Below are 16,929 nucleotides of genomic sequence, written 5' to 3'. Positions count from 1 at the left end.
GCTCGCGCTTGGCTAGCAAGCGCTAGAGGCCAAAAAGACTCAAACCCGTTCGAAGATGGCAGCGATGCCTTGGCCGCCGCCAATGCACATGGTCACCAGCGCATAGCGCCCGCCGGTGCGGTGCAGCTCGGCAATGGCCTTGGTGGTGATGATGGCGCCGGTGGCACCCACGGGGTGGCCCAGCGAAATGCCCGAGCCGTTGGGGTTGACCTTGGCCGGGTCCAGGCCCAGCTCTTGCACCACGGCGCAGGCCTGGGCGGCGAAGGCTTCGTTGGCTTCGATCACATCCATGTCGCTCACCTTCAGGCCGGTGCGTGCCAGCACCTTTTGCGTGGCGGGCACGGGGCCGATGCCCATGTAGGCGGGGTCCACGCCCGCGTGCGCGTAGCCGACGAGGCGCGCCAGGGGTTTCAGGCCCAGGGCGGCCACGCGGTCGCCCGCAGCCAGCACCACGGCAGCGGCGCCATCGTTAATGCCCGAGGCGTTGCCCGCCGTGACGGTGCCGCCGTCTTTCTTGAACGCGGGCTTCATGCCCGCCAGCACTTCCAGGGTGGTGCTGGCGCGCACATGCTCGTCTTCCTGGAACAGCACGGTGCCCTTGCGTGTGGCGATTTCCACCGGAACGATCTGCTCCTTGAAGTAGCCCGCAGCGATGGCGGCGGCGGCGCGCTGCTGGCTTTGCAGGGCGAGTTCGTCCTGCATCTCGCGCGAAATTTTGTAGCGCTCGGCAACGTTCTCGGCGGTGATGCCCATGTGCATTTTTTGCCAGGGGTCGTGCAGGATGCCGAGCATGTAGTCGATGCTCTTGGCGTCGCCCATGCGTGCGCCGTAGCGCGCTGCCTGGTCGAAGTAGGGGCCGCGGCTCATGCTCTCGCTGCCGCCGCCCACGGCCACGTCGCAGTCGCCATAGCCAATGGCCTGCGCCGCGCTGATGATGGCCTGCAGGCCGGAGCCGCACAGGCGGTTGACGTTGAAGGCTGGTGTCTCGATGGGGCAGCCCGCATCGATGGCGGCTACGCGCGAGAGGTACGCGTCCTTGGTGTCGGTGGGAATGACGTTGCCCATCACCACATGGCCCACGGCGTCGGGCGCCAGGCCTGAGCGGGCGATGGCGGCCTTGACGGCGGTGGTGGCCAACTGGGTGTTGGGCACGTCTTTCAGGCTGCCGCCAAAGGTGCCAATGGCGGTGCGGGCGGTGCTGACAACAAAAACGTCGCGGTGGGACATGGGGAAAGCTCCAAAAGAAAAAACGATTCAGCGGCCCTGGAAGGCCGCGGGGCGCTTGGCGTAGAAAGCCTCGATGCCCTCGCGCAGGTCGGCGCTGTGGGCGCAGTCGTCAAACGCCTGGGCCTCGGCCTGCAATTGCGTGGCCAGGTCGCGCGTGAGGCTGGCGCGCATCAGGCGGCGCATGTGGCCGTAGGCGCGCGTGGGGCCGCTGGCCAGGCGCTGGGCCAGCTGCTGCACGGCGGCGTCCAGCTCGGCGGCGGGCACGGCGCGGTGGATCAGCCCCCACTGCTGCGCTTGCGGCGCGGTGAAGGCTTCGCCCAGCATGGCAATTTCCAGCGCGCGGCCCAAGCCCACCAGGCGCGGCAACGCCCACGAGGCGCCCACATCGCAGCTGGTGCCCAGGTTGATGTAGGCGAGGTTAAAGCGTGCGTTGTCCGCCGCCAGCGCAAAGTCGGCCTGCAGCATGAGCGACAGCCCCGCCCCGGCGGCCACGCCATGCACCTGGGCGATGACGGGCGCATCGAGCTGTGCCAGCAGCGTGGCGGCCTCGTTCAGCGGCTCCAACAAATCGCGCGCGCCTTGCACCGGGTCGGCGCGCAGCGTGGCCAGATCGCCCCCCGCCATAAAGCCTTTGCCCGCACCGCACAGCACCACGCAGCGCACGCTGGCGTCCTGCGCCAGGGCGCGTGCGGCGTCGCGCAGCGCCTGCGCCATGGGCACATCCACGGCGTTGAGCGCACCGGGGCGGTGAAAGCGCAGGGTGACGATGGCACCGTCGCGCTCGATCAGCAGCGGCGCATCCGTGGATGCATCCGTAGGGGTAGCGCTCATTTATTTGCTCCTGAAAAAAGAGCTGCTTGCGCTTGCCCAGCAAGCCTTGCAGCCCCAAAAGGCTTGAAATTCAGCGGTACAGCGCCTCGATCTCGGCAGCGTAGGTCTTGTAGATGCTGCTGCGCCGCACCTTCATGGTGGCGGTGACTTCGCCGTCGTCGTGGTCCAGCTCTTTGGTGAGCATGTGGAATTTGCGGATTTGCGCAACCTGGGCCAGCTTGGCGTTGCCGCTGGCAATCTCGGCGTCGATGAGCTGGCGCACCTCGGGCGTTTCCACCAGCGAGCGGAAATGCGTGAAGGCAATGCGCCGTGCCTCGGCCCATTTGCCCACGGTCTCGTAGTCGATCATCACCAGCGCGCCGACGAACTTGCGCCCCTCGGCCACGATGACGCACTCCTTGATGTAGGGGCTGGCCTTCATGGTGTTCTCGATCTCGGAGGGCGTGAGGTTCTTGCCGCCCGCGGTGATCATGATGTCTTTCAGGCGATCAACGATCTTGATCTGCCCGTCCACCAGGCGCACCACGTCGCCGGTGTGCAGCCAGCCGTCCTGGATGCTTTGCGCCGTGGCCTCGGGGTTTTTGTAGTACCCGGCGAACACCATGTCGCCCTTGATCTGGAACTCCCCGCCCATGTCGTCGTCGCTGCCCTGGGCAATGCGCCACTGCACGCCCTGGGTGGGAATGCCCACGGTGCCCACGCTCACGCGGTCGAGTTCGTGGCCGGTGACCATGCCGGTGGATTCGGTCAGGCCATAGACCTCGATCAGTGGCACGCCCAGCGTGCGGAAAAAGCGCACCACATCGGGCGCAATGGGCGCGGCGCCGGTCAGCGCCACCTGGGCTTCGCGCAGGCCGATGAAGTTTTGCAGCGCGCGCAGCACCAGCCAGTAGTGCGCGGCGTAGCGCAGGCGCTCGCCCAGGCTCCACTGGCTGCGCGGCTTTTCCGCCAGCGGGGCGCAGTCGGCCAGGGCGCGCTGGTAAAGCGCGCGGCGCAGCGCGCCGGTTTCCTGCATCTTGATGCTGATGGCCGAGTGCAGCTTTTCCCAAATGCGCGGAACGCCCAGGAACATGGTGGGCGCCACCTCACGCAGGTCTTCCTGCACGGTGCGGATGGATTCGCCAAAGTTCACCTGCGAGCCCAGGTAGATGGGGCAAAAGGTGGTGAGCATTTGCTCGGCCACGTGGCACAGCGGCAGGTACGACAGGTGCGTGGTATGCGCATTGAGCCGCAGGCGCTCGATGATGCCGGGGCTGACGCCGCGCATATTGCGCCACGAAATCATGGCGCCCTTGGGTTTACCGGTGGAGCCGGAGGTGTAGATCATCAACCCGATGTCGTCCAGCGTTTGCTTGGCCAGCACTTCGTCAATGCGTGCCTGGCTGTGGATGCCCGCGCCCAGGCGCTCCACCTCGTCGAAGGTCGCGATGAGTTCGCGGTGCTCGGGGGCAAAGCTGCGCAGCCCCTTGGTCTCCATGACGATGATTTTTTTCAGGCGTGGCAGCGCGCTCAGGGCTTCCAGCACCTTGTCGGTCTGCTCCTGGTCTTCGCAGACCATGATGTCGATGTCGGCATGGCCCACCACGTAGGCCACTTCGTTGGCCGGGCTGGTGGGGTACACGCCCACGGTGATGCCGCCCACCAGGCCCGCGCCCATTTGCGCCAGCACCCATTCGATGCGGTTTTCGGCAATCACGCCCACATGGCCGCCTGCGGGCAGGCCCAGCTGCTGCAGGCCCTGGCCGAAGTGGCAGGCGCGCTGGTAGTACTGCGCCCAGGTGACGGGCTTCCAGATACCAAAGTCTTTTTGCCGAATGGCCACGCGCTGGGCGTCGCGCTGCGCGCGCTGGCGCAGCATCTGGGGCAAGGTGAGTTCAGGAAGGTTCATGTCGGTCATCCAATGCGCGTCGGTTGGGGCGCAGCCTTGAAAACTGGCGTGGCCCAGGCCAGTGGCCACCGCGCAAGGGCCGCCCCGCCGCGCTGGTGGCGTCCCCCTTCCCGCGCGCAAGCGCGAGAGAAGGGGGAAGGCGCGCAGCGCCTCAGGGGGATGTAGTTCATGACAGCCAGCGCTTGCGGCGCTTGTAGTGCTTGATGTCTTTGAAGCTCTTGGCTTCGCCGCCGCCGCCCATGCCGAGGTAGAACTCGCGCACGTCGGGGTCGTTCGCCAGGCGCTCGGCGCTGCCGTCGATGACGATCTTGCCGTTCTCCATGATGTAGCCGCTGTGCGCCACGGCCAGCGCCACGGTGGCGTTTTGCTCCACCAGCAGCATGGAGGTACCGCGCTCGGCGTTGATGCGGGCGATGATGCCGAAGATGTCTTCGGTGAGCTTAGGACTCAGGCCCAGCGAGGGCTCGTCCAGCAAAATCAGCTCGGGCTGGGCGATGAGTGCGCGGCCAATGGCCAGCATTTGCTGCTCGCCGCCCGAGAGGTAACCGGCCAGACCCTTGCGCCGCTCGTGCAGGCGCGGAAAGTATTCGTACACCAGGTCAAAGTCGGGCTTGGCCGCACTTTCACGCCCGCTGAGCGCGTAGGTGGAGGCGATGAGGTTTTCCTCGATGGTGAGGTCCTCGAACACGCGCCGCCCTTCCATGACGTGCGACAGCCCGCGGCGCACCAGCAGCTGCGGTGCGATGGAAGTGGTGCTTTGGCCGTTGAAGGTGATGCTGCCCGCTTCGAGCGCACCGTTTTCCAGCGGCAGCAGGCCCGAGACGGCCTTGAGCGTGGTGCTTTTGCCCGCGCCGTTGCTGCCCAGCAGCGCCACGATGTGGCCGCGCGGCACGGCCAGCGACAGGCCGCGCAGGGCCTGCACGACCTTGTTGTAGATGACCTCGATGTTGTTGACTTCGAGGATGGTGGCGGGGGACGCTTGTGTCATGGCAACTTGGCAGGAGGGCGCGGGGCTCTTGTTTTGATAGCGGCTTGCGCTGGTTGTGTGAGGTGTTCGGGTTGTTTTCAACCTCAAACACCCACAGGGCAAGCGCAAGCAGCTATAAAAAACAGAGTGCATTCAGAGCTTGATCCAGTCGGACGCGGCCACCATCTTTTGCGCCTTCACGTCCGCCTGGTACACACGGCCCACGGGGATGGAGTTGCCGCTGATGGTGATGGGCACGCCAATCAGGCCGCCGGTGTCGAAGTCCTTGAGGCTGTTGAGCGCGGCCTTGAGGTGGGCGCCGGTGAGCGGCTTGTTGCCATCGAGGCAGCGCTTGGCCGACTCCAGGAACAGCATGGCGGCCAGAAAGCCCTGCATGTAGGCCGTGCTCTGGTACTCCGGGCGCATGGCGCGGATCTTTTCCAGCATGGGGGCCTTTTCGGTGTCGTAGTAGTAGCGGTAGGGCATCACGCCCATGAAGCCGTCGGCCGCCTCGCCCATCTTCATGACGGTGGAGCTGTCCATGGTCCAGAACGTGCCCATCCACTTCGATTTCATGCCCTGCTGCTTGCCCTGGGTGATGAACTCGGGGATGGGCGCGAGGATGTAGCCGTGGAAGATGGTGTAGTCGGGCGCGGCACGGCGCAGCTTGATGACCTCGGTGGACACGTCCACGCTGCCTGCGGGCGTCATGATCTTGATGGGCACCGACAGGCCCAGGCGCTTGGCCTCGGCTTCGCTCTTTTCAATCGGGTCGCGGCCAAACTCGGAGTCGGAATAGACGAAGGCCACCTTGGCGCCCGGCTTTTCCTTGGCGATGTGCTTGAGCAGGATGCTGAACATCTCGGTGTAGTCGGGACCGACCAGGAACTGGTTCGGGTACTTCTTCGGGTCGTTCAGTTCAGAGGCAAACGAGGCACCGGCCATCAGGATGTTGCCGTTGCGCTCCAGCTCGGGGTTGATGGTTTTGGAAAAGCCCGTGGAGTCGCCGTAGTACAGATTCACCTTGTTCTGGCTGGTGATTTTCTTGAACGTGGCCACCGACACATCGACCTTGTAGCCCGTGTCTTCCGGCACGTACTTCACCTTGCGGCCCTTGATGCCACCGGCGTCGTTGATGATCTTCACGTAGTCCTGGATACCGGCGTTGATGCCCACGCCCGCGAAGGCGAACACGCCCGTCATGGGAATGGAGCCGCCAATGACGATCTCTTCGGCGCCCTGCGCCAGCACCGACAGCGGGTGCGTGAGGGCGGCAGCACCGGCCAGGGCGGCGGCGCCGCGCATGAGGTTGCGGCGCTGGTGCGAGATGTGTGGCTGGTTGTGTTGCTGGTCCATGCGTGTCTCCTTGGGTTGGTTATGTGATGGCATGAAAACAAGAAAGGGAAGGAGCGAAAGCGGCTGCGCCAAGGCGCATCAATTGCGGAAGGGCCACAGGTGGAAGAAGCGGCGCACGCGGCGCCACACCTCGGCCAGCCCCAGCGGCTCGAACACCAGAAAGCCGATGATCAGCGCGCCAAAAATCACCAGGCGCACGGGCGAGAGGAACACCGCCAGGCTGGCGCCGCCGGGCAGCAGATCAACCAGCAGCTTGAGCAGCTCGGGCACCATGGTCATGAACACCGCGCCCAAAATGCCGCCCAAAATGCTGCCCATGCCGCCGACGATGATGGCCGCAAGGAAGAAGATCGACATCGACAGCGGAAAGCTCTCGGGCGTGACCACGCGAAAGAAGTAGGCCCACAGCCCGCCCGCAATGCCAGCGTAGAACGACGACAGGCCAAAGCTCAGCAGCTTGTAGCGCAGCAGGGCAATGCCCAGCACCTCGGCCGAAATGTCGCGGTCGCGGATGGCGATGAAGGCGCGGCCAATGCGGGTGCGAAACAGGTTGGCCGCGCCCAGCAGCATCAGCACCGTCACCGGCACGATGAGCCAGTACAGGCGAAACGAGGTGTCCAAATCCACGCCCAGCACGCGCGCCGGGGCCAGCGACAGCCCGGCCGTGCCGCCGGTGAACTCGAAGTTGGCAAACAGAAAGTGCGCAATGAACGAGGCGGCGATGGTGGCAATCGCCAGGTACAGCCCCTTCACGCGCAGCGACGGAATGCCCACGATGATGCCGCCCAGCATGGCCACCACACCCCCCGCCAGCAGGTTCAGCAGCATGGGCGTGCCGTAGCGCGTTTGCAAAATGGCCACGGTATAGGCACCCAGGCCCATGAAGGCGGCCTGGCCCAGACTCACCAGGCCGGTGTAGCCGGTGAGGATGTTCAGCCCTGTGGCACTGGCCACATTGATGGCCACCAGGCAGGCGAGGTAGAGCCAGTAATCGCTGGCGATGAAGGGAAAGAGCACCAGCAGCACGGCAGCGATGGCGAGCCACGCATGTTGGGTGCGTGAGTCGAACAGCGCCGCGTCGGCGACGTAGCTTTCCTTGAGGGTTCCGATACGCATGGTGATGAGCCCTTAAAGACGTTCGATTTCGTGGGTGCCAAACAGGCCGTAGGGCCGCGCCATCAGGATGACGACCAGCACCACAAAGGTGGCCAGCAGCTTGTATTCGCCGCCCAGGTAGGCCCCGGCCAGCGCCTCCACCAGCCCGATGAGGATGCCGCCCACCAGCGCGCCCAGCACGCTGTCCAGGCCGCCCACGATCACCACCACCAGCACCGACAGGCCGAACACGCCCATGCTGGAAGAGATGCCGCCAATCGAGCCGACGATGATCCCGGAGATGGCCGCCAGCATGGCAGAGGCCACCCAGGCCAGCGAGAACACGCGCGGCACGTTGATGCCCACCGAGTACGCCGCCGCTTGGTCAGACGCCGTGGCACGCAGCGCCACACCGCCGCGCCAGTAGCGAAACACCAGCAGCACGGCGGCAATGAACACGGCGGCAATCACCGCGCCCCAGAACACCTTGGGCGCGAGGAAGGCGTCGCCCACCATGATGGGGTTGGTGGGCATGAACTCGGGCAGGCGGCGCTGGTCGGCCGTCCAGACCATTTCCACCAGGCCGATGAGCACCGACGACAGGCCCACCGTGACCATGAAGACGGAGATGGGTGGCTCGCCCAGCAGCGGGCGGATCATGGTGCGCTCAATCACCGCACCCAGCAGGCCGCAGGCCAGCACGGCCGCCGGAATGGCCAGCCACAGCGGCAGCGCCCACATGGCGGCGAAGGTGAAGAACAAATAGCCCCCGGCCATGAGCATTTCGCCAATGGCAATGTTCACCACGCGCGTGGCCTTGTAAACCATGACGAAGGCCAGCGCGGCCAGCGCATACAGGCCGCCGCTGGCAATGCCGGTGAGGCTGATTTCAAACAGGTAGGCCCAGTCCATCATGCGGCGGCTCCAGCAGAAGTGGGGATGCGGGCGGCGGCGCGCAGCTTGGCGCGCAGTTCATCGACGTTGCCCGAGCCCAGGTAAGCGCGGTTGACCTCGGGGTCGGCCTGCACCACGGCGGGCACGCCCTGCGAAATCACCTGGCCGAAGTTGAGCACCACCACGTGGTCGGACAGGTCCATCACCATGCCCATGTCGTGCTCCACCATCAGCACCGTCACGCCCCACTCGGCGCGCACGTCGAGGATGAAGCGCGCCATGTCTTCGGTCTCCTCGCGGTTCATGCCGGCCACGGGCTCGTCGAGCATCAAAATTTCCGGCTGCATGGCCAGGGCACGCGCCATTTCCACGCGCTTTTGCAGGCCGTAGGACAGGGCCGAGACGGGCGCGTGGCGAATATGGTCGATTTCGAGGAAGTCGATGATGCGCTCCTCAATGTCGCGGCGCAGCTCGGCCTCTTCGCGGCGCGCGCGGCCCATATAGAACAGCGCGTCGAACACATTGGTTTTCAGGTGCGCGTGGCGGCCCAGCTTGATGTTGTCCAGCACCGTCATGCCACGGAACAGCGCAATGTTCTGAAAGCTGCGCCCCAGGCCCATCTTGGCGCGCTGCGGTGCTGGGATGCGCGTGATGTCCTGGCCACGGAAGCGGATGCTGCCGCTGGTGGGGCGGTAAAAGCCAGAAATGGTGTTGAACAGCGAGGTCTTGCCCGCGCCGTTGGGCCCAATCACGGCGGTGATAGAGCCCGGCTGCACGCCAAAGCCCACACCCGACAGCGCGCGCACGCCGCCGAAGGCCAGCGTCACGCTGTCAACCTGCAACAAGGGCTGGGCAGCGGAATTTGCGCCGTGCGCAAGCGTTGTCTCCATCGGGCTCCTCTACGGGTTTGTGCGAAAGGAAGATTGCCTACTTTTACGTAGACTTGTTACTTGAAAGTAGATTCTGGTGCAGCGGCGATTTTGGAAAATCAGTACTTACCCGATCCACGAAGGATTTCCCGTATGGGCACATCACGCACAAATCCGCAGGCCGCGCGCCGCGCGCCGCGCGCTGCGGCCCCGGCTTCGCCCTGGGCCCAGGCGCCCGCGCGCGAGGCGCAGCGCGAGGCCAAGCGCAACGCGGTGCTGTCCACGGCGGCGCAGATGTTCACCGAGCGCGGCTTTCACGCCACCTCGCTCGACGACATCGCCGCGCGGCTGCACGTCAGCAAGCCCACGCTGTACTACTACGTGAAGAACAAGGACGAGATCCTGCTGGAGTGCGTGAAGAAGGGCCTGCACATGACGCTCGACGGCATCGAGGCCTCGCGCGCGGCGGGCGGCAACGCCGTGGACCAGCTGCGCGCCTGCATGCTGGTGTATGCCGACATCGTCACCCAGCCGTTTGGCATGTGCCTGATCCGCATTGGCGACGAGGAGGTGCCCGAGCCCAGTCGCACCGAGCTGCGCCGCATGAAGTCCGAGATCGACCTGGCTTTCCGCCGCCTGGTGGCGCAGGGCGTGCAGGAGGGCTCGCTCAGCGCCTGCGACCCGAAGATGACGGCCTTCGTCATCGCCGGCGCGTTAAGCTGGATCGGGCGCTGGTACCAGCCCGAGGGCGAGTACAGCGCCGCCCAGGTGGCCGAGCAGTGCATCGCCACGCTGATGCACGGCGTGCTGGGGGCGCCGGCCGCGCCAGCCAAGCGTTCTAAAAAGAGAGCAGCCAGCGATTGATGGCAAAAGGGTTTGGAGTGTTTTCCATATAGAACCCTTATGGGGAAAGCGCTGGCAGCTACGATTACCGGAGCACTTGCCCGATTCTGAAAGCCTCCATGACCGCTGTTGCCGCTTCCTCCCCCTCCGCCATGGGCCGGGCCGACTGGGCCAGCGCCCTGGTGGTGATCGTTATCTGGGGGCTGAACTTCGTGGTGATGAAGTGGGGCCTGGCCACGCTGTCGCCGTTGCTGCTGTGCGCGCTGCGCTTCGTCGCGGCGTCGGTGCCGCTGCTGCTGTTCGTGCGGCCGCCGCGCAGCGTTGGCTGGGGCCTGCTGGCGGCCTACGGGCTGGTGCAGGGGGTGGGGCAGTTTGGCTTGCTGTTCACGGGCATGAAGCTGGGCATGCCGGCGGGCATGGCCTCGGTGGTGCTGCAGACGCAGGCGTTCATCACCATGCTGCTGGCGGCGCTGCTGATGGGCGAGCAGCCGCAGCGCTGGCAGTGGCTGGGCCTGGGCATTGCCATTGGCGGGCTGGGCCTGATTGGCGCGGCGCACGGAGACGGCGCGGCGGGCATGACGCTGCTGGGCTTTGTCTTCACGGTGGGGGCGGCGGCGATGTGGGCGGCCTCCAACCTGCTGACGCGCGTGGCGGCGCGCCAGGGGCCGTACGAGCCGGTGTCGTTCATTGTGTGGACCAGCGTGTTCCCGGTGCTGCCGCTGGCGCTGCTGGCGTTGTGGGTGGACGGTGCCGAGAGCGTGCAGCGCCAGCTGCAGGGCATCGGCTGGCGCGAGCTGGGTGCGGTGGCTTACCTGGCGGTGCTGTCCACGCTGTTGGGCTATGGGTTGTGGACGCGGCTGCTGCAGCGCTACGCCGCTAGCACGGTGGCGCCGCTGTCGCTGCTGGTGCCGGTGATTGGCCTGCTGTCGGCCATGCTGCTGCTGGGCGAGCGCCCTACGGTTGTGCAGTGGCTGGGCACGGCGGCGGTGCTGCTGGGCATGGCGATCAACCAGTTTGGCGGGCTGTGGGCGCGCCGGCGGCGCTAAAGCGCTTTAGATCGGGGCGACGGCAGGTGGCAGCCAGCCCACCTGCGCCGGGCGGCCAGGCAGGGTGAGCTGGGCCACGGGGGCGGGGGTGTGGGCCACCCGGCGGCCGCGGCGCCAGACGGCCAGGCGCGTGGCGCGCAGGCGGATGGCCTCCTGCGGATCGCGCGCGTGCAGCAGCACGAAGTCGGCGTGGCAGCCGGGGGCGATGCCGTAGCCCTCCAGGCCCAGCAGGCGGGCGGGGTGCACGGTGACCGCGTCAAAGCACTGGCGCATGGCCTGGGCGCTGGTCATCTGGGCCACGTGCAGGCCCATGTGGGCGGCTTCCAGCATGTCGGCGCTGCCGCCGGCGTACCAGGGGTCGCGCACGCAGTCGTGGCCAAAGGCCACCGTGAGGCCGGCGGCCAGCAGCTCCGGCACCCGGGTCATGCCCCGGCGCTTGGGGTAGCTGTCGTGGCGGCCCTGCAGGGTGATGTTGATGAGCGGGTTGGCCACCACGCCCAGGTCGGCCTCGGCCATCAGCGGGATGAGCTTGCTGACGTAGTAGTTGTCCATGCTGTGCATGGAGGTGAGGTGTGAGCCCGTGACGCGGCCTTGCAGGCCCAGGCGCTGGGTTTCGTGGGCCAGGGTTTCGACGTGGCGTGACAGCGGGTCGTCGCTTTCGTCGCAGTGCATGTCCACGCGCTTGCCCTGGGCGGCGGCCAGCTCGCACAGCAGGCGCACGCTTTCGCTGCCCTGGGCGGCGGTGCGCTCAAAGTGCGGAATGCCGCCCACCACGTCCACGCCCAGGGCCAGGGCGCGCTGCAGGTTGTCCAGCCCGCCGGGGTGGCGCAGCACGCCGTCTTGCGGGAAGGCCACGAGCTGCAGGTCGAGGTACGGGGCCACGCGCTGCTTGACGTCCAGCAGTGCCTGCACGGCCAGCAGGCGGGGGTCGCTGGTGTCCACATGGCTGCGGATGGCCAGCAGGCCCTGGGCCACGGCCCCGTCGCAGTAGGCCAGGGCGCGTTCGACGATGGCCTCGTGCGTGAGCGTGGGCTTGAGTTCGGCCCACAGGGCAATGCCTTCGAGCAGCGTGCCGCTGGCGTTGACGCGCGGCTGGCCGTAGGTGAGCGCCGAGTCGAGGTGGAAGTGCGCATCGACAAACGGCGGCGAAAGCAGCAGCCCGCCGGCGTCGATGGTTTCGTGGGCGGGCGCCTGTAGGCCCGGAGCAACCTCGACGATGCGGCCGTCGCGCACGGCCACGCTGATGGATTGGCGGCCGTCGGGCAGGGTGGCGTTGGTGATCAGGAGGTCGAGCATGGGCGTTGTGGGGCGTTGGACGGTCAGCCCGCCAGGTCGTCAAGGATGGGGCAGTCGGGCCGGCCGTCGCCGTGGCAGCAGCCCACCAGGGCCTGCAGGCTGCGCTGCATGGCCTGCATGGCGGCGATGCGCTCGCTCAGGTTGGCGATGTGCTTTTGCGCAATCTGCTTGACCTGGCTGCTGGCGCGCTGCTTGTCTTGCCACAGGCCGAGCAGGGCGGCGATCTCGTCCATGGAGAAACCCAGGTCGCGCGCGCGGCGGATGAAGCGCAGGGTGTGGACGTCCGCCTCGGTGTACTGGCGGTAGCCGCTGTCGGTGCGCGCCACCGGCGCCAGCAGGCCGAGCGATTCGTAGTGCCGCACCATGCGCGCCGAGATACCGGCGCGCCGGGCGGCCTCGCCGATGGCGACGGTCATGCGGCGACCTTGTAGCCTTCTTCCTGGATGGCGTTGGCGATGGCGTCGCGCGATTTCTCGCTTTCGACCACGACCTGGCCCGTGGGCAGGTCGACCTTGATGAGGGCTTCGTTGTCGAGCGTACGCACGGCGTGCACCACGGCGCGCTCGCAGTGGCCACAGGTCATGCCTTGGACGGTGAAGGTGTATTGCATGGAAAAGTCCTCCAGAGTGGGATGGTGGTAAGAGCCTGTTCACGATCTTTTCCTAGTGCCCGTTGCCCCGTAAAAGTGGCAGGTGCAAGGCGCAAAGCGCAGCCGGGCTGGTGGCCCGGCGAGCATTTGCAACGCCGCAGATGCCACTTTTGCGGGGCAACCCTTCGGGCAAAGCAGCAAAAAGCCACACTCGTCGTTGCGCACCTTGGCCAGGCCGCCAGCATGGCCTGCGGCGCGCGCCTAGATTGCGGCCTTTTGCTGCTTTGCGGGCACTATGAAAAGATCGTGAACAGGCTCTAAGGCCACGATGATGAACCCTGCCATGGTGGCAGAGTCAAGCGGATTTGCAAGCAGGGTGGGGTTGACCTTGCCAGCATGGCAAGGTTTAAGCTGGCCGCCATTGTGAAAAACGCAGAGGTTTCGCCATGACGACGACGGCTGAAAACACCCCCGCCACGCTCGATTTCGGCGTGGGCGGCATGACCTGCGCGAGCTGTGTGGCCCGCGTGGAGCGCGCGCTGCGCAAGGTGCCCGGCGTGCAGGATGCGGCGGTGAATCTGGCCACCGAGTCGGTCCATGTGACCTACGACGCCACGCGCCCGGACGTGGACGCGCTGGCCCGGCGTGCTGTGCGCAATGCGGGCTACGAGCCGCGCGCGCTGGCCGCGCAGGAGGCCGAGGCCGACGCCGCCGGCCCTTGGGCGGGGTTTGCGCCCGTGGCCATGGGCCTGCTGCTGTCGGCACCGCTGGTGCTGCCCATGCTGGGCGACCTGTTCGGCCTGCACTGGATGCTGCCGGCCTGGGCGCAATTCCTGCTGGCCACGCCGGTGCAGTTCATTTTGGGCGCGCGCTTTTACAAGGCGGGCTGGCACGCGGCCAAGGCGCTGACGGGCAACATGGATTTGCTGGTGGCGCTGGGCACCAGCGCGGGCTACGGCCTGTCGCTCTGGCTATGGGCCACGGCGCATGCGGGGCACGCACCGCACCTGTACTTCGAGGCCTCGGCCGTGGTCATCACGCTGGTGCTGCTGGGCAAGTGGCTGGAGGCGCGCGCCAAGCGCCAGACCACGGCGGCGATTCGCGCGCTGCACGCGCTGCGCCCGGACGTGGCGCACTTGGTGGGGCGCGACGGTGAGGTCGACGTGCCGGTGTCCGAAGTCATGGCCGGCGACAGCCTGGTGGTACGCCCCGGCGAGCGCATCCCGGTCGATGGCGTGGTGACGCAAGGGCACACGCAGGTGGATGAGTCCATGCTCACGGGCGAGCCGCTGCCCGTGGCCAAGGAGCCGGGCGCGCAGATGACCGGGGGGGCGATCAATGGTGAAGGGCGCATCGTCATGCAGGTGCGGGCCGTGGGCGCAGAGACCGTGCTGGCGCGCATCATCCGCCTGGTGGAAGACGCGCAGGCGGCCAAGGCGCCGATTCAGCGCATGGTCGACAAGGTGGCTGCCGTGTTCGTGCCTGCGGTGCTGGCCATCGCGCTGCTCACGCTGCTGGGCTGGCTGTGGGCCGGCGTGGGATTGGAGACGGCGCTGATCCGCGCCGTGGCGGTGCTGGTGATCGCCTGCCCCTGCGCGCTCGGGCTGGCCACGCCGGCCGCCATCATGGCCGGCACGGGCGTGGCGGCGCGCCACGGCATTCTCATCAAGGACGCGCAGGCGCTGGAGACGGCACACCGCGTGGACACCGTGGCCTTCGACAAGACCGGCACGCTGACCGTGGGGCAACCGCGCCTGACAGCGTTCCAGGCCGTGCCGGGGCAGGATGAAGCGGCGCTGCTCGCCGCCGTGGCCAGTGTGCAAAGCGGCAGCGAGCACCCGCTGGCGCGTGCCGTGGTGGCGGCAGCGCACGAGCGTGGCCTGGCGCTGGCCGCGCCCGAGGGCGTGCGCGCTGTGCCGGGCCGGGGCACCGAGGGCGAGGCGGGCGGGCGCAGCTTCCTGGTCGGCAGCCTGCGCTGGATGGAGGAACTGGGCGTGGACCTGGGGCCGCTGCAGGCGCAGGCCGCGCAGTGGCAGCGTGAGGGTGCCACCGTCTCGGCGCTGGCCGAGTGCGTGCCGGAAGGCCCGGACGTGGGCACGCGCTATGCCTTGCGCGCGCTGCTGGCTTTTGGCGACGAACCCAAGCCCGGCGCACGCGAGGCGCTGGCGCTGCTGCGTGCGCGCGGTGTGCGCTGCGTCATGGTGTCGGGCGACAACCGCGGCGCCGCCGAGGCCATGGCGCGCCGCCTGGGCCTGCAGCCCGAGGCCGGCGAGGTCATGGCCGAGGTGCTGCCGGGCGACAAGGCCGTGGCGGTGCGCCAGCTGCAGCAGCAGGGCGGCGGCGCGCACACCGTCGCCATGGTGGGCGATGGCGTGAACGACGCCCCGGCCCTGGCCGCCGCCGACGTGGGCCTGGCCATGGGCAACGGCACCGACGTGGCCATGCATGCGGCGGGCATCACGCTGATGCGCGGCGACCCGCGCCTGGTGGCGGCAGCGCTCGACATCTCGCACCGCACTGTGGCCAAGATCCGCCAGAACCTGTTCTGGGCCTTCGCCTATAACGTAGCGGGCATTCCACTGGCCGCGCTGGGGTACCTGAACCCGATGGTGGCGGGGGCGGCCATGGCACTCAGTTCCGTGAGCGTGATGACCAATGCCCTGCTGCTGAAGCGGTGGCGCCTGTAAAGCGCGTCTTCCAAGGCCGTGGGGGCGTTCTGGAGGCCGGACCTTCCCCAAGAAAAGCCCATGCATAGGCGACAAACGGCGAGCTAGCGGTGTTTGTCTGGCAAACTGCAACGCTTTGTTGCAGTAGTGGGCGTGCGGTCTTTCGTGCCGCCCGCGGTTTTGGAGAGAAAGACCATGGATGTTTTTGCACTCATGCGGCATTTCACCATCCGTCTGCGGATGCTGGGCGCCATTGTCGCTGTGCTGGTCCTGCTGGGCATGCTGGGCAGTGCCGGCATGTTCGGGATGCTGCGCATCCACGGCATGAGCGAGGACTTCATGACGCAGGGCTTCGCCAAGACCGTGGCCCTGGGCGAGCTGCGCGGTGCCGTCGGCGCCATCCGCCAGCACGAGAAGGACATGGTCATTGCTTACGACCGGCCTGACGCCGCCAAGCAGGCCCATACGCAGTGGCTGGCCAGCCTGGAGCAGGCCAAGAAGGTGGCGGGGCGCTTCATGGAAGGGCCGCAAGGCGAGGACAGCGCCATCGCGCGCGCTTTCGTCGGCCACCTGGACCGCTACGGCACGCAGTTTGCCCCCGTGGCACAGCTGCTGCTGTCGGGCGGCTATGAGTCGGCGGCGGTGGCCCACCGCATGAGCACCGAAGCGGCTGCCGAATTCACGGCCACCGGCCAGCGCCTGGAAGAACTGGACACGCATTTGCGCCAGGAGGTGCAGCGCACCGTGCAGCGCCAGCGCGATACCTCGAACCAGACCAAATGGCTGTTCGTGCTGGCGGTGGTCATCACGGTGCTGGTGGTGGTGCCGTTGACGCTGTTGAACATGGTGTCGATTTGCCGTCCGCTGGAGCGTGCGCGCCAGATGGCGCAGGCCATTGCCGGAGGCGACCTGTCGCAGCGCATCGAGGTCGTCGGCCACGACGAGGTGGCCGACCTGCAGCGTGCCCTGGTGCATATGGAGCAGAGCCTGGGCGCCATCGTCTCGCAGGTGCGCGACGCCAGCAGCAGCATCGCCACGGCCAGCGCCGAGATTGCCACGGGCAACCAGGACCTGTCGGCGCGCACCGAGCAGACCGCCAGCCACGCGCAAGAGGCCGTGGCCTCGCTGGCGCAGTTGACGTCGACGGTGCAGCAGACGGCCTCGTCCTCGCAAATGGCCAACCAGCTCGCCGCATCGGCCTCGGGCGAGGCCACGCGCGGCGGCGCCGTGGTGCAGCAGGCCGTGGGCAGCATGCATGAGATTTCGGCCTCCAGCCGCAAGATCGGCGACATCATTGGCTTGATCGACTCGATTGCCTTCCAAACCAACATCCTGGCGCTGAACGCCGCCGTCGAGGCGGCG

Annotated in this window: 15 protein-coding genes; 4 read left to right on the top strand and 11 right to left on the bottom strand. The window is 67.2% G+C overall.

Translation table 11 applies throughout. The features are described from left to right. Positions 1–39: 39 nt before the first annotated feature. From BN2503_RS12305 to BN2503_RS12270, 8 genes are all read right to left on the bottom strand, one after another. Positions 40–1,227, bottom strand: coding sequence for an acetyl-CoA C-acyltransferase family protein (locus BN2503_RS12305; protein WP_054256956.1), 1,188 nt, complete (start codon positions 1,225–1,227; stop codon positions 40–42). Positions 1,228–1,254: 27 nt separating this feature from the next. After that, complete coding sequence (locus BN2503_RS12300; RefSeq protein ID WP_054256955.1) at positions 1,255–2,058, bottom strand: enoyl-CoA hydratase/isomerase family protein; 804 nt, start codon at positions 2,056–2,058, stop codon at positions 1,255–1,257. 70 nt (positions 2,059–2,128) lie between these two features. Then, on the bottom strand, positions 2,129–3,946 hold the full coding sequence (locus tag BN2503_RS12295) for an AMP-dependent synthetase/ligase (protein ID WP_054256979.1): 1,818 nt from the start codon (positions 3,944–3,946) through the stop codon (positions 2,129–2,131). Positions 3,947–4,112: 166 nt separating this feature from the next. After that, positions 4,113–4,934 carry an ABC transporter ATP-binding protein gene (locus tag BN2503_RS12290; RefSeq protein ID WP_054256954.1) on the bottom strand — a complete coding sequence of 274 codons (822 nt, stop codon included), beginning with the start codon at positions 4,932–4,934 and terminating at the stop codon, positions 4,113–4,115. Positions 4,935–5,066: 132 nt separating this feature from the next. Next, positions 5,067–6,269 (bottom strand): ABC transporter substrate-binding protein, encoded by a 1,203-nt coding sequence (locus BN2503_RS12285; protein ID WP_054256953.1) that lies wholly within the window; start codon positions 6,267–6,269, stop codon positions 5,067–5,069. A 78-nt stretch (positions 6,270–6,347) separates the two neighbouring features. Beyond that, positions 6,348–7,385 (bottom strand): branched-chain amino acid ABC transporter permease, encoded by a 1,038-nt coding sequence (locus BN2503_RS12280; RefSeq protein ID WP_054256952.1) that lies wholly within the window; start codon positions 7,383–7,385, stop codon positions 6,348–6,350. Positions 7,386–7,397: 12 nt separating this feature from the next. Then, entirely contained in the window at positions 7,398–8,279 is an 882-nt protein-coding gene (locus tag BN2503_RS12275; protein WP_054256951.1) for a branched-chain amino acid ABC transporter permease, read from the bottom strand. Beyond that, the gene (locus BN2503_RS12270) at positions 8,276–9,148 is read right to left on the bottom strand and encodes an ABC transporter ATP-binding protein (protein ID WP_054256950.1); all 873 of its coding nucleotides are present in this window, start codon (positions 9,146–9,148) and stop codon (positions 8,276–8,278) included. Before BN2503_RS12270 ends, BN2503_RS12275 begins: the two co-directional genes overlap by 4 nt. A 132-nt stretch (positions 9,149–9,280) precedes the next feature. Between BN2503_RS12270 and BN2503_RS12265 the strand changes: the two genes are divergently transcribed. Then, entirely contained in the window at positions 9,281–9,991 is a 711-nt protein-coding gene (locus BN2503_RS12265; RefSeq protein ID WP_054256949.1) for a TetR/AcrR family transcriptional regulator, read from the top strand. Between the two features lie 131 nt (positions 9,992–10,122). Beyond that, positions 10,123–11,016, top strand: a complete 894-nt coding sequence (locus tag BN2503_RS12260; protein ID WP_175537940.1) for an EamA family transporter — start codon at positions 10,123–10,125, stop codon at positions 11,014–11,016. A gap of 6 nt (positions 11,017–11,022) precedes the next feature. Here BN2503_RS12260 and BN2503_RS12255 read toward each other — a convergent pair whose 3' ends face one another. The 3 genes from BN2503_RS12255 to BN2503_RS12245 are packed head-to-tail and all read right to left on the bottom strand — an operon-like array spanning position 11,023 to position 12,922. After that, complete coding sequence (locus tag BN2503_RS12255) at positions 11,023–12,312, bottom strand: amidohydrolase family protein (RefSeq protein ID WP_054256947.1); 1,290 nt, start codon at positions 12,310–12,312, stop codon at positions 11,023–11,025. Between the two features lie 23 nt (positions 12,313–12,335). Further along, positions 12,336–12,728, bottom strand: a complete 393-nt coding sequence (cueR, locus tag BN2503_RS12250) for a Cu(I)-responsive transcriptional regulator (RefSeq protein ID WP_054256946.1) — start codon at positions 12,726–12,728, stop codon at positions 12,336–12,338. Next, on the bottom strand, positions 12,725–12,922 hold the full coding sequence (locus BN2503_RS12245; RefSeq protein WP_054256945.1) for a heavy-metal-associated domain-containing protein: 198 nt from the start codon (positions 12,920–12,922) through the stop codon (positions 12,725–12,727). Before BN2503_RS12245 ends, cueR begins: the two co-directional genes overlap by 4 nt. A 425-nt stretch (positions 12,923–13,347) precedes the next feature. On the opposite strand from BN2503_RS12245, the gene BN2503_RS12240 reads away from it, so the two are divergent. Together BN2503_RS12240 and BN2503_RS12235 are read left to right on the top strand one after the other, a co-directional pair. Continuing rightward, positions 13,348–15,588, top strand: coding sequence for a heavy metal translocating P-type ATPase (locus tag BN2503_RS12240; RefSeq protein WP_054256944.1), 2,241 nt, complete (start codon positions 13,348–13,350; stop codon positions 15,586–15,588). Between the two features lie 174 nt (positions 15,589–15,762). Further along, positions 15,763–16,929 (top strand): methyl-accepting chemotaxis protein (locus BN2503_RS12235; RefSeq protein WP_054256943.1); only part of this gene is annotated, 1,167 nt, incomplete at its 3' end.

This window comes from Paenacidovorax caeni, from assembly GCF_001298675.1.
Classification (GTDB): Bacteria; Pseudomonadota; Gammaproteobacteria; order Burkholderiales; family Burkholderiaceae_C; genus Paenacidovorax; species Paenacidovorax caeni.
This window is presented reverse-complemented; position numbering and strand designations above follow the sequence as displayed.